General features: G+C 32.8%; 12 protein-coding genes. 8 read left to right on the top strand and 4 right to left on the bottom strand.

Features of this window, described 5'->3' with window-relative positions:
* Window positions 1–36 precede the first annotated feature (36 nt).
* The 5 genes from GCL60_RS16570 (at window position 37) to GCL60_RS16550 (ending at window position 3,886) form a co-directional block, all read left to right on the top strand.
* On the top strand, window positions 37–726 hold the full coding sequence (locus GCL60_RS16570; RefSeq protein WP_153421795.1) for a uracil-DNA glycosylase family protein: 690 nt from the start codon (window positions 37–39) through the stop codon (window positions 724–726).
* Between the two features lie 185 nt (window positions 727–911).
* Window positions 912–2,198, top strand: a complete 1,287-nt coding sequence (gene tig, locus GCL60_RS16565) for a trigger factor (protein ID WP_153421794.1) — start codon at window positions 912–914, stop codon at window positions 2,196–2,198.
* 122 nt (window positions 2,199–2,320) lie between these two features.
* Complete coding sequence (locus GCL60_RS16560) at window positions 2,321–2,641, top strand: hypothetical protein (RefSeq protein ID WP_202614058.1); 321 nt, start codon at window positions 2,321–2,323, stop codon at window positions 2,639–2,641.
* A 388-nt stretch (window positions 2,642–3,029) separates the two neighbouring features.
* The gene (locus GCL60_RS16555; RefSeq protein ID WP_153421792.1) at window positions 3,030–3,293 is read left to right on the top strand and encodes a hypothetical protein; all 264 of its coding nucleotides are present in this window, start codon (window positions 3,030–3,032) and stop codon (window positions 3,291–3,293) included.
* Between the two features lie 203 nt (window positions 3,294–3,496).
* Window positions 3,497–3,886, top strand: a complete 390-nt coding sequence (locus GCL60_RS16550) for a hypothetical protein (protein WP_153421791.1) — start codon at window positions 3,497–3,499, stop codon at window positions 3,884–3,886.
* A gap of 83 nt (window positions 3,887–3,969) precedes the next feature.
* On the opposite strand, the gene ileS is transcribed toward GCL60_RS16550, so the two are convergent.
* Window positions 3,970–7,104 carry an isoleucine--tRNA ligase gene (gene ileS / locus GCL60_RS16545; RefSeq protein ID WP_153421790.1) on the bottom strand — a complete coding sequence of 1,045 codons (3,135 nt, stop codon included), beginning with the start codon at window positions 7,102–7,104 and terminating at the stop codon, window positions 3,970–3,972.
* Window positions 7,105–7,288: 184 nt separating this feature from the next.
* On the opposite strand from ileS, the gene lepB reads away from it, so the two are divergent.
* The 3 genes from lepB (at window position 7,289) to GCL60_RS16530 (ending at window position 9,912) form a co-directional block, all read left to right on the top strand.
* Entirely contained in the window at window positions 7,289–7,963 is a 675-nt protein-coding gene (lepB, locus tag GCL60_RS16540) for a signal peptidase I (RefSeq protein WP_161998266.1), read from the top strand.
* A gap of 164 nt (window positions 7,964–8,127) precedes the next feature.
* Window positions 8,128–8,736, top strand: coding sequence for a 30S ribosomal protein S4 (gene rpsD / locus GCL60_RS16535; protein WP_153421788.1), 609 nt, complete (start codon window positions 8,128–8,130; stop codon window positions 8,734–8,736).
* 303 nt (window positions 8,737–9,039) lie between these two features.
* On the top strand, window positions 9,040–9,912 hold the full coding sequence (locus tag GCL60_RS16530) for a phenylalanine 4-monooxygenase (RefSeq protein ID WP_153421787.1): 873 nt from the start codon (window positions 9,040–9,042) through the stop codon (window positions 9,910–9,912).
* Between the two features lie 36 nt (window positions 9,913–9,948).
* On the opposite strand, the gene GCL60_RS16525 is transcribed toward GCL60_RS16530, so the two are convergent.
* The 3 genes from GCL60_RS16525 to speA form a co-directional block, all read right to left on the bottom strand.
* Window positions 9,949–10,299 (bottom strand): hypothetical protein, encoded by a 351-nt coding sequence (locus tag GCL60_RS16525; RefSeq protein ID WP_153421786.1) that lies wholly within the window; start codon window positions 10,297–10,299, stop codon window positions 9,949–9,951.
* Between the two features lie 187 nt (window positions 10,300–10,486).
* Complete coding sequence (locus tag GCL60_RS16520) at window positions 10,487–11,401, bottom strand: bifunctional 5,10-methylenetetrahydrofolate dehydrogenase/5,10-methenyltetrahydrofolate cyclohydrolase (RefSeq protein ID WP_153421785.1); 915 nt, start codon at window positions 11,399–11,401, stop codon at window positions 10,487–10,489.
* A 59-nt stretch (window positions 11,402–11,460) separates the two neighbouring features.
* Window positions 11,461–13,383, bottom strand: coding sequence for a biosynthetic arginine decarboxylase (speA, locus tag GCL60_RS16515; RefSeq protein ID WP_161998265.1), 1,923 nt, complete (start codon window positions 13,381–13,383; stop codon window positions 11,461–11,463).
* Window positions 13,384–13,574 lie beyond the last annotated feature (191 nt).

Here is a 13,574-nt window from a genome sequence, read left to right as displayed (position 1 = left end):
AATCAATACTCTTAGCTTTTTTAGGAGAGTCTTAGTGTGAGTGACTTACAAAAAATACAAAATCAAATTAAAGATAAGTTACTTTTAGGCATCAATGAAGGAATGGTTCGTTTTCCAATTTTGGATCCCGCTTTTATTCAGACTCATTCTCAAGTTGAAGAAAAAGAAAGCCCCTTTTTAAATATTTCTAAATGCTCCGCATGTTCTCTTTCTGACAAAAGAAAAAGGGTACTTGTTGAATCAAAAATGAATTCAAAACCTTTTTTTGTTTTATCTGACTTTCCAGATACAGTTGATGAAGAAAGCAATGAGGTTTTTTCAATTCTTTCTCCAATTTCCTCTATTGTATTAAATTTGATGAATAAATTAAATATATTAAATGGTTGTCACTTTTCTTTTGCAATAAAATGTGTTCCTGAGCGAGGATTGCCTGAAAATGCAATTAAAGCATGCAGTCTTCAAAATTTGTCACAAGAAATTTTTCATGTAGAGCCCAAAATTATCCTCTGTTTTGGCTACCGAGCCCTTCATTCTTTAGTCCATTTAGATAAAAATCTGAATAGTTCTGATTTCTTAGAAAATTCAGAAATCACGAATATGTCCATTCGCGGGCTTTCCATAAGAGTCTTTTTTCTACCTAGTATTCGGGATTTACGAGACTTTCCTCATTGGCGACGGGATGTTTGGAATGTTTTGCAGCCTTTGGCATTAAAAGCAAACTTGTAATCCTTAAATTTTGTAAAAATTTCTTCTTTATTATTTCAAAATGCACTTCAGTATTGACCTATTAGCCTCTCTTTAGTAATTGTTCGTAGCTAATCAAATCGTGTTTGCTATGCTCTCTTTTTCGGACTTGGCAACTTTTAAAGCAACATCCTTATCTAGGATTACACTGTAAGTAGGAACAAAAAATGACATTTTCCTCAACTATTGAAGAAGTTAACAGCACTCGCCGTAAATTTAAAATCTCTGTACCAGCTGCTTCAATCAAAATCGCTTTTTCCGAAGTCGCCTCAGAAATTCAAAAAACTGCAGAAGTAAGAGGTTTTCGTAAAGGAAAAGCACCTCAAGCTCTTATTCGCAAATTTTATTTAGGTGATATCGTTAAAAAAGCTGCCGATAAAGTGATCAATACAGCCTATTCAGATGCTTCTAAAGAAGTTGATTTTCAAATTGTTAGCTATCCACACATTGAACCAGAAAATCAATTTGATGAAAATAAAGATTTTGAATTTTCTGCAACTGTAGATATCAACCCAAAAATTGATATAAAAGATTACTCAGATATTACTGTAAAAATGAATTCTAATTTAAACATTAATCCTGAAAATGAGCTTGAAAAACTATTAACTAGTTATGCTCGTGTTCTTGGAAAAACTGAAAAAGATGAAACAGGAAGACCTGTTGTTAAAGGTGATGTTGCTAATGTAACATACAAAGTATTTCAGGACGGAATTGAATTAAAAGAAAAAGAAGCTGTTACTCAATTAATTGAATTAAATGGCTCTAATATTCCAGCAATTGAAGAAGCTATTATTGGTTTAAAGGCTTCTGACTCTAAAACTTTTGCAGTTACTTACCCTGAAAATTACCAAGACGCTGAATTAAAAGGAAAGACTGTTGAGTTTCAATTGGTATTAAATTCTGTTGAAACTATCGTTCCTGCTCCTTTAGATGAAGAGTTTGCTAAACGCCTTGGCCATAAAACTATGGAAGAAGCAAAAAACAACATTATAGAAACTATCAAAAAATCAAATGAAGATGCGCGTTCCAATGCTGCATTTGCTCAAATCGTGGATCACGTTTTAGCAAAAAATAATTTTGATGTTGCTGAAAGCTTAATTGAAAGCACAATTGATAGAGCTATTTCAGATGCAAATGCGAATGCTTCTAAAGAAGCTCAAGTTAAAAGCGATGATGAATCTGTGCGTGCAAAATATCGTGATTGGGCGAATAAGCAAGTTCGCGGTATTTTAGCACTTGGTCATATTGCTCGCCAAGAAAGCATTTCTGTAAGTGATGACGAAATGCTAAGAGATATAGCTGCTTATGCTATGGCAAACAGAATGGATCCACGTGAACTTGTAAAACGTGCTGGAACTCAAATTTATGATGAATTCCGTGGACAAGTGATGATCCGTAAAGTTATCGCAAAAATTCTTGAAACAGCAAAAATTGAATATACTGAAGAAAAATAATTTTCAGTAAAAAAAATTTAAGTTGGAATAAATTTCGATTTGCGTACGTTTGTATAATTTGAGGATGATTTTGCTCCTCTTCTATTTACATTATTTTTCGTAGCCATTTTGGAGGTTTTATTATGAAACTTTTATCTACATTAGTTGCATCTGCTGCTGCTCTTTCCGTTTTCACTTCCGCATTTGCTGATGAAACAGCAGCTCCTGCTGCTGCTGCTCCTACAGCTGCTTCCGCTCCTGCTGAAGCTGCTAAACCTGCTACAACAGCTGCTGCTAGCGAAACTTCTCCAGAAGCTAAACCAGCTGCTGAAAAGAAAAAAGCAGAGCACAAAAAGAAAGAGCACAAAAAAACTGCTCATAAGAAAAAGAAAGCTAACAAAGAAGCTGCTAAATCAGACGCAGCTCCAGCAGCAGAAGCTCCAGCAGCTCCTGCTTCTAACTAATTTTAAATTAGTTTAATGCTTTAAAACCACTCTTTAAGAGTGGTTTTTTTTTATATTGGTTTTTTTAATCTATTTTATTTATTTTATTGGTTAAATTCTTCAAATTAAAATCATTTTGTCAAGTTAGTTGACAATTATTTCTTATTGATATAAGATACTTAAAGACAATGGCGGTTTTTAAAGAATTTTATGATATTAACTTATATCTATAAAATTTGAATTCAATTTATTTAATATTTTAATAAGAATTTATTTATTGAATATTTATTTAAAAATTTTTTCGTCATTTGTTTGAAAATCTCGTTATTATTCATTCTCTTGTAAAATATTTTAATTCAATATTTATATTAATTATTTTAATTTCAATATAATTGAAGGAGGATTATTCATGGGGATTTTATATCCTTTAGAAGATTATCAAATATGGGCAAAAAGATATGATATTGAGATAAAAACAATTCGATGTGAAAAATGCGGCAAAGCAATAACGACTTCTAAGCCATTTGCTTTAGGTAAATTAAGAGGGCTGCTTGCTGAAAAGCATGGGTGTGAGGAAAAATGCTTAGCTTCGGTCGTTTTTCATGGTGAATCTATAAAAAAATACAACTCCTATAGTTTGTTTAAAAAAAGGGAAAAAAGTTATACAAACTAGTAAAAGCATACACCCACTTTAATTTATTATATATTTAAAACACTGATATTATTAATTATTTATCTTTATTTTTAAAATAACAAAATTTATATTTATTTTATTATGTAACTTTGTTATAATGTAACAAGTTAGATGTAATCTTTCCTATCTTTTTATAATCATTCAAGTATTTTGCTGATTTGATTAAACTTAATAGAGGTTCCATGACAGTAAAAATGAACAAGTTTTTATTTTTAATTTTTTGTTTTGTGATGAGTACAAATGTTTTTGCCATCAATAATAAAGGGCTTGAGGTATTTTCACCATCATTAATTCAATTGAGTTTAACAGCTAAAGAGAAAAAGAATACTCCTTCAAATCTTGTTTTTCTTGAACCAAGTGCTTTATATACTCCAAATTTCTATGATATAAACGAGTTTAAGCATTTATATGATTCTGCATCATATATTAAAGATAAAATAGAAAACCCTGTTGAAGTTAAAAATAAAGACATCATTAAAGATATGGAAATGAGTTTTATTCCACATGTTTTATTAACAGATATGGCATCCTCTTTTAAAGTTTCTATTGAGTTAAAAGCAATATTCTTATGATAAATTAAATATTTTAATGATAAATTATAATTTCTTTTGAACCCCTAAAAAATTAGGGGTTTTTTATTTATAAAATTTCGATTTTATTTTTTATAAAGACACATTGAGGCAGATATTTTTTCTCCTTCACAATCAAAATCTGTATTAAATTGAGATTCTGAAGGAAGATTTTCCACAATTTGAGATAGTGTTTCTTCTTCAATGTAATTTCGATTGCTATTTATAGCTTTTGTTAGATTGCTGCTAGCAGAAAGCTTTAGACACATTTTATCTTCCACATTAAAATCAGCTGACTTACGCGCTTTTTGAATTAAACTGACAAGTTCACGCGCAATGCCTTCAAGTCTTAATTCTTCAGAAATAACGGGATCTAGAGCGGCAACAATTTCTGAATCTGTCGCTACCAAGTTACTTCCACTTGGTCTTAATTCAACAAGAATGGTTTCCGGTGTTAAAGTATAATCTTTTATTTGAATAGTTTCTTTGCGTAGAGCTTTTACCGCATTTTCTTGAGATAAATCATTTAACAAAGATTGTAGCTCTTTGATTTTATCACCCAAAGATTTCCCAAGAACTTTAAAGTTTGGCTTTACAAGAATTTTTGCAAGTTCAGATGGATCAAATGTGATAGCGACATCTTTAACATTTAATTCTTCACAAATAACATCTTTGTGTTTTAAAATTTGTGCGCCCATGTCTTTTGAAAGAACACCCACTGTTAATTTTTGAAGTGGTTGGCGGTTTTTAAGTTTATGAGTAACTCGAATTGTTCTACCCAGCTCTACAACTCTCCGTGAAATTGAAACTTCTTTTAATAGATTTTGCTCTTCAATCGATATTTCTCTGTGCTCTGGCAAAATAGATAAATGGACACTTCCTATTTGTTTTAATTCTTTAGTAAGAGCTAATTTTCCAAAGAAATACTCAGCTGTAAAAGGTGCAAAAGGAGCCAAAACTTGAGTTGCTTGTAAAAGAACTTTATAAAGAGTTGAATAAGCTTCTTTGTTACTCTCCCAAAAACGACGTCGACTTCTTCTTATGTACCAGTTATTTAAATCATCAAAAAACTCAATAATAGATGGTGCAACTTTTGCAATTTGGTACGTGTTCATAGACTCATCAATGTTTTTTATGAGATCATTTAAACGTAACTGGATCCATTTATCTAATTGGTTGTTACTTTCAACTAAATCTTTTTCAGGACACCATTTATCAATGGAAGCATAAGTTGCAAAAAAGGAATATGCATTCCATAAAGGTAACAAAACACGGCGTGTGCTTTCTTTTACACCCTCAATGCTAAATCGAACTTCTTCTGCCACTGTTGCTGGGGAAGATAGTAAAAATAAACGAATGGAATCTGCTCCATAATCTTCCAGTGTTGCCATTGGATCTGGATAGTTCTTTAAACTTTTACTCATTTTACGGCCATCTTCTGCAAGAATTAAGCCGTTTACGACAACATTTTTAAATGCTGGTTTTTCAAATAATAAGCTAGAAAGTAAGGTTAAGGTGTAAAACCAGCCTCTTGTTTGGTCTATTCCTTCACAAATAAAATCTGCTGGAAATAGCGATTCAAATTCTTCAGCTCGCTTAAAAGGATAATGGTGTTGCGCGTAAGGCATAGAGCCTGATTCAAACCAGCAATCTAGTACAAAGGGAATTCTTTTCAGAAAGGTTCCTGGATTTTTGGTAGATGGTATTAAAATATCATCTATAAATTCCATATGGAGATCTGTTATTTTTTTATCAGTATATTTTTGAAGTTCAGCAATAGAGCCAATGCATAACTCTTCTCCTGTTACTTCATTTTTCCATATTGGAATAGGATTACCCCAATAACGGGAGCGTCCTATATTCCAGTCTCTTGCATTTTCAAGCCATTTGCCAAAACGGCCTGTTTTAATGTGATCGGGAACCCAATTTATTTGGTCGTTCATTTTAAGTAACAAATCACGATTTTCTTGAATTTTAACAAACCAAGAAGGAACGGCTCTGTACATTAAAGGAACACCAGAACGGTAACAATGAGGGTAACTATGTACAAAAGTTTCGTGTTTGAAAATAAATCCACGTTTTTTAAGATCTGCAATAATGACTTTATCACCCGCTTTAAAGTCAAGCCCTACGACTTCTGGGATATTTCCTTCAATAAATTTTCCGTTTGAATCTAAATGGTCAAATATAGGAAGTCCGTATTCTTTTGCTGCGTTAAAGTCATCTTCACCAAAAGCGGGAGCGGTATGAACAGCCCCTGTTCCTGTATCGTGCAAGACGTAGTTTGTGCCATAAATTTTAAAAGAGTTTTTACCACCTTTTTCAACCCATGAGTTAAAAAAAGGTTCATAAGATACATTTACTAATTCTTCACCAACAAACTCGCGAATGATTTGGTATGAGTTTTCTTTAGGCCAGTAGGAAGAAATACGATCTTTTAAAATATAATAATTTTCATTTGAATTTGAATCGTGAACTTCGGCATAAGTTGCTTTTGCATCAATAGCGACAGCAAAGTTAGCAGGTAGTGTCCATGGTGTCGTTGTCCAAACAAGAAGGCTTTTTCCTTCATGTTTCCCTTGTAATTTTGCTTTAATCGTTAAAGAGGGATCTTGAACATCACGGTAGTCTTGACTTGCTTCAAAATTTGATAAAGTTGTTCCTAGGGCAGAAGAATAACTTACAACAAATTTACCTTCGTAAATTAAACCTTTTTCCCACAATTTATGTATAATATTCCATACGCTTTCCATAAATTCAGGATCCATGGTGCGGTATTCGTCATCCATATCAACCCAACGGCCGAGACGTTTGATATAATTTCGCCATTCTTTTGTATAGCGTACAACAGATTCTCTACATGCTTTATTAAATTTTGGGATACCAAATTTTTCTATGTCCAGTTTTCCATTTAAGCCAAGCTCTTTTTGAACAAGTAATTCTACCGGAACGCCATGACAATCCCAGCCAAAACGTCTTTCTACCCGAAATCCTTTCATGGTAAAGTAACGAGGGAAGGCGTCTTTAACAGAACTTGGAACAAAATGGCCAAAATGTGGTAATCCTGTTGCAAAGGGGGGGCCATCATAGAAATTATATTTTTTGTTTTGAGGGCGTTCAGATATGCTTCGTTGGAAAATGTTTTCGCTTTCCCATTTGTTTAACATTTCCTTTTCTACCGAAGGAAAATCTATTCCTTTGGCTGGTTTTTCGACTTGCATGGAAGGCTCCCAATTATTTGTTGATAAGTTAAACCGAATACTCCGGTATTATGGTGGGTATATCAAATAATCAGGGTATACGTATAGTTTTTTAGGTGGAAAATGATATAAAAAAGTGTATGAGTATATCACAATTTGGCTTGTTTGTTGGACTTTCTTAATTCAAATGTCTGAGAGGCCTTTTTTGAAAAAAAATTATTTTACAGAATTTTTGTGGGTAGTCGGATTTATTCTCGTTTTTATTTTAATTAAAACCTCTTTTCTTGGATTTTTCTTAATCCCATCAACATCTATGTTGCCCAATATTATTCCTGGTGACAGGGTAATGCTTAATAAATTGAGTTATGGATTATGGCTTCCGTTTGTAAAATCTCCTCTTATAAGATGGAAAAGTCCAGATCGTGGAGACGTTCTTTTTTTTAATTCGCCTAATAGTAATGAAACATTTGTAAAGAGAGTTATTGGTATCCCTGGGGATACTGTTTCTTTTCACAAAGGGATCGTTACAATCAATGGGGAACAGGTTTCACAAAGTTACCTTGGCAATAGCCCCTATCGATACTATCAAAATTCTCTAATTATTGAAGAAAATAAGGATTTACATTTGGAGCCACATCTAATACTGATGTCGGATGAGCCTGGTAAGACTTACTTTGAGTCAGGAACATTTCTCGTTCCCCCCAAGAAAGTATTTGTACTTGGCGATAACCGTGATAGTTCTGTTGACAGCCGCGTTTTTGGTTTTGTAGATGAAGATGCTCTGTATGGTAAAGCCATCTTTGTCTTGTTCTCAACTACTGGAGATACTGGCTTATTTCCGGAGTTCCGTACCGACCGTTTTTTCAAACAAATAAACTAGTTCGGGGCGTATGGAGAATTTATTTAATAGTTTTAGTTAGTTATTATGCAGGCATAGGCGTAAGAAAAAACATGAAAAGATTTTCAATAAGGGCTTTCCTTATGAAAATAAAAAACATATAGTGCGCCTGTGTTTTGAACATTTTATGGAGGTACTTAGTACATATGTCTCGTTACACTGGCCCACGCATGCGCATCGCTCGTCGCCTCGGAACTTTGCCAGGGCTTACAAATAAAGAAATCAAAAGGAAATCACGCCCTGGACAACACGGCGCGGCTCCGCAAAAGAAGTCAGAATTTGCTCTTGCTCTTGAGGAAAAGCAAAAAATTCGCTTTAACTATGGTCTTACTGAAAGACAAATGCAACGTTATGTGAAAGCAGCTCGTAAGGCTAAAACTCTTACTGGTGAAGCTCTTCTTCGCATCTGCGAAATGCGTCTTGACAGCATTGTTTTCCGTCTTGGATTTGCCCCAACGATTCCAGCTGCACGTCAGCTTGTTCGTCACGGACATGTTCATGTAAACGGCCGTAGAGTAAATATGCCGGGTTACCAATGTAAACCAGGTGAAGTTATTGTTCCAACTAACAAAGAAGCTACTTTAGCCCTTGTTAAGAATAATATTGTTCACCGTTCTAATGCACAACCACCAGCGTTTTTAAGCCTCAGCTCTGATAAGCTTCAAGCGTCTGTTGTTAGTGTATGTTCACGTGAAGAAGTTCTTCTTAATGTGAATGAGCGTCTAGTGGTTGAATATTACGCTCAACGCGGTTAATTCATCGTTTTTTTGAAAAAGACTCACTTTTTCTGCTAACTTTTTTCTGTGTTATTCCCTTAGAATAATGGAGAAAAATATTAGCTTGAATAGTGAGTTTTTTTTATTTAAAAATTTACTCTTTTAAGATAGTCTGAACCTATAAAAAAGAAAGTGATCTAGCTTAAATATAAAGCTGATCCATAAAAATAGGTAATGTCTTTGCTTAATTTCTGCGATACGATTATCAAATGTTTTTGAATCAATTCTGATTGATTGAGGGAAGTGCAAAAAAATAAAACCCTTTTTTTAATAGGCATATATATGAATTCTGAATTTCGTCCCAATCTCAAAAATCACTACATACCCATTCCCGAAGGTGCTTTATCTATAGAGGTTGAATATAAAGCAAAATCTTCATATCCCGTTGTTCCGAGTCCCTCTGTTGAAGGCACGATAGGGTCTAAAATTATTGCTCCAAAGTATTCACAAGAACAAAATGAAACTTGGAATAAAATGTATGAAAAGCAAAGAGTTTTAGTTCAAGATCATTTATGTGAAGAATATATAAATGGAATTCATCACTTAAAATTTCCTTTGGATAAAATTCCTAAATTAGCGGATTCAAGTGAAGCCTTAAAAAAATGTACAGAATGGCAAGTCATAAGAGCAGAAGGACTTGTTTCTCCTGTTAACTTCTTTGCATTGCTAGCAAATAAAGTTTTTCCATGTACTGATTTTATAAGACATGCGGATGAAATTGACTACACCCCAGCACCAGATACCTTCCATGATCAAATAGGCCATTTGCCAATGATCACGCACAATCGTTTTGCAGAATTTTTTCATTTATTTGGAATTGCAGGATCGGCAGCCAAGAATGAAGAAGAACTCATGTGGTTCAATCGCATTTATTGGTTTACTGTTGAGTTTGGTCTTATTAATGAGACGGCACACAAAGGTAACAATCGTGATCCTAAGTTAACAAGAATTTATGGAGCGGGAATTGCTTCTTCATGCGGTGAAATTCTTTATAGTTTATCAGATAAAGTAAAGAAACATCCATTTAATATAGATAAAATTATTGAAACAGATTTTGATATTCATCATATGCAAGATCAATTGTTTGAAATCTCTTCCTTTGAAGAGCTTGAAACTGAATTTAGAAATTGGGCAAGAAAAAAAGATTTTATTTAAGTATAAAATCTTTTTTTTTATGAAAAGAAAAAATAATTACGGACAATGAAAAGATTTATTTATTGAGTCTATTCTGCAATTAGAGTTATTTACAGATCTTAATGTATTAACAAATCCGTGCGGGTACATTGCACTGCAAAAAAGAAGTGAAGATTTATTATCTTCTGTTGTTTCAATATTAAAATCATCCCATAATGGTTGTTTTGTAATTTCAAAATTATATATTGGTTTTCCATTCGTCTTTATAGCATATATATACCAATTATCTACTGAATTAAACATTGAACTATAGTCCCCTTTTTTAATAAGAGGGCATTTATATTCAATTGCATAGGAAAAAATGGGTAATATAGAAATTAATGCAGAAATGATATAGCTTTTTTTCATAGAAATATGCTCCTATATTTGTAATTAAATTATTATTCATTTTTAAATATTTGTGTTTTAAAAATTAGAATCTTAATTTTCTAATATCAATGAACTATGATGTTGTCAATATTATTTTTTTTAATAAATTAAAAAGAAGCTTACCAAATATGAATTAGATTACCAATATTAAATATTTTAGAAAATATTATTTATTCCATGCGGCTAATGCTGTATTTAACATAAGCATTGCAATTGTCATTGGTCCAACTCCACCAGGAACAGGAGTGAGAGCGCTTGCTATTTCTTTTACATTTTGATGAGTATCACCACAAAGTTTTCTATTTTCTTTTCTATGTATACCAACATCAATTACGATAGCATCTTTTTTAATAAAATCTTTTGTTACCATTTCTGGTTGCCCTGCAGCAGCAACTAAAATATCTGCATTTTGACAAATTTGAATTAAATTTTGTGTTTTAGAATGTGCAATTGTCACTGTAGCGTCAGCGCTTAATAAAAGTAAACTCATTGGTTTTCCAACAATATTGCTTCTTCCTATTACAACTGTATTTTTTCCAGAAGGATCAATGCCATAAGCATATAATAATGCCATGACACCAAATGGGGTGCAGGCGATAGCACTATTTAACTCACCTGTCGCTAATGTTCCTAAGTTATGGGCAAGAAATCCATCAACATCTTTTTGAGGTAATATTCTATTTAAAATATTTTCAGTATTTAATCCATTTGGAAGAGGTAATTGTACTAAAATACCATCGACATTATCATCTTTATTTAACATATCTATTGTTTGAAAAAGTTTTTTTTCAGTACTTTCCTCTTTCGAAATAAAAAAACTTTGTGATTCAAAACCTGCTTCTTTAAATATTTTTATTTTATTATTGACATATACTTGTGAAGCTGGGTTATCGCCGGCTAAAATAACAGCTAAGCAAGGTATTTTTCTACCTGATCTTAAATTTTGAGCTTGAGTAACAAAATGACTACTTAACAATTTTCCATCAAGAATTTTACACTTTGTATTATCAAAATATTTAACAGAATTAGAAAAATCAGGAATTATAAATCCTGAGTTTCGAGCTCGTTTAAAAAATTTCATAAAATCCCCTAAAATAAAAAACCCCTTGAGAGAATCAAGGGGATGTTTGGTAAGTTCAATTACTCAATTATTTCTAATGAGTTTTTTCTTACAAGGTAAGGGTATTCATTAAAAAAGTTTTTCACTTTTTGAAGAATACGTTCGCTTTCTTGTTTGTCAATGACACCTGCTGCTACATTTCTTTTCAGTTGAAGATTATAACCTTCAATGATTTCTTCATCTTTATAGTTCATAATGCGAAGAATTTCACCTACATCTTCACCTTTAACTTCATCAACAGAAGAAATTGTTCCCTTATCCGAAATGCGAACAATTAGCTCATTAACTGCACCAAAAAGATTATGATTGTTACCTAATGCTTCTTGGTAAGCGCCAACTAAAAAGAATCCAATAAAATAAGGCTCATTTGATTTAGGAATATGAAGAGCTAAAGAGTGTTTAATGTCTCTTTTATCTACAAATTTATCTAAACAACCATCACTATCACAAGTGAGATCCATAATTACGCCATGATGTTCTGTTTTTTCATTTAAACGAGTGATTGGCATAACGGGAAAAAGTTGATCAATACCTAATGTATCTGGAATGGATTGAAACATGGAAAAATTAGCCATGTATTTTCCAAATTGATTTTTTTCAAGCTCATCAAATTCTTCTAGCTGCATTCCTGAGTTACGATAAAAACTAAGGGCTTTATTACATAATTCATAATAAATAACTTCAGCTTTAGCGCGCTCTTCTATTTCAAGGTAACCTAAATTAAATAAGGTGAAGAGTTCATCTCGATATTGAAGGGCATCGTGAAAATATTCAACAAAGTTTTTTCCATTCATATAAGAAACGGAATTAACCATATCAGATAAAAGTTTATGATCGTTTGGTGATATTTTCCATTCTTCAAGATCACCACCCGTTTTTTCAACTTCACGAACGTCTGTGATGAGCACAGCATGATAGGCGGCAACAGCTCTACCGCTTTCACTGACAATATGTGGTGTTTTGCATTGCTCTGACTTACAGACATCTTGAATTATGTAAATAACATCGTTTGCAAATTCTTGCATAGTATAATTATGGCTGACATAAAAACTTGTTTTACTTCCATCATAATCAACGCCAATACCGCCACCAATATTTAAGTAACGAAGGTTAAATCCGGTCTTTAGTATTTTTGCATAAACTCGCGCTGCTTCTTTCATAGCAGCTTTAACGCGTTTAATTTCTGTTATTTGTGAGCCAATATGGTAGTGAATCATAGCAAGTTGATCTTTTAAGCCTGCTTCTTCAAGAAGGTAAAGAGCTTCCATCATTTCAACACTATTTAATCCAAATTTACTCCCAATACCTCCTGATTTTTCCCACATACCCGAGCCTTTTGCATAAAGCTTAGCGCGTAGGCCAATATCTACACAAAATCCTACTTTTTTAGCGTGATTTATAATGAATTTAAGCTCATCTGTTCCTTCAATAACAAGAACAACATTTTTACCCATTTTTTTAGCATCAAAAGCAAGTTCAATAAAATGAGAGTCTTTAAATCCATTACATACAAAAAGAGCTTCTGGGTGAATATCATAGGCAAGGGCAGCAAAAAGTTCAGGTTTTGTGCCTACTTCTAAGCCATAAACATGTTTTTTGCCGCTGCTAACAAGATCATCTATAAATTCTTTTCGTTGATTTACTTTAAAAGGAAATACAGCCCGAAGATCCCCTTCATATTTAAATTCTTCCATAGCGCTTTTAAAAGCATTTTGAAGCCTAGTTAGTTGTGTGTCGAGTATTTGCGGAAATCGAATGATTAAAGGTGTTTTTACCTTTTTATCAGCCGCTATCGCTAGAATTTGAGACAATTCAACTGAAACTTTGTTGTCGCCAAACGGATAAACTTCGACTGTTCCTTTATCAGAAATGCCAAAATAACCGGAACCCCAATCATCGATACCATAAAGGTCACGAGACTCTTGAATGACGTTTTTCTTCATCGTCATACCCCACACAAAAAAGGAGTTGAAAGAATTTCCGCAAATATTTGCGGGAGAGGAAACACGCTTTCACATATAATAGATGTACGCCATGTCAAGAATTTTCTGAAAAATTTATTTTACAAAGGCAATTTACAAATCCATTTTGTAGTATTTTTATATAAGCATTTATAAATAAACAATATTTATGT

This window comes from Silvanigrella paludirubra (assembly GCF_009208775.1).
Taxonomy (GTDB): Bacteria; Bdellovibrionota_B; Oligoflexia; order Silvanigrellales; family Silvanigrellaceae; genus Silvanigrella; species Silvanigrella paludirubra.
Note: the sequence above shows the minus strand (reverse complement) of the source record. Positions and strands in the feature narration are given on the sequence as shown.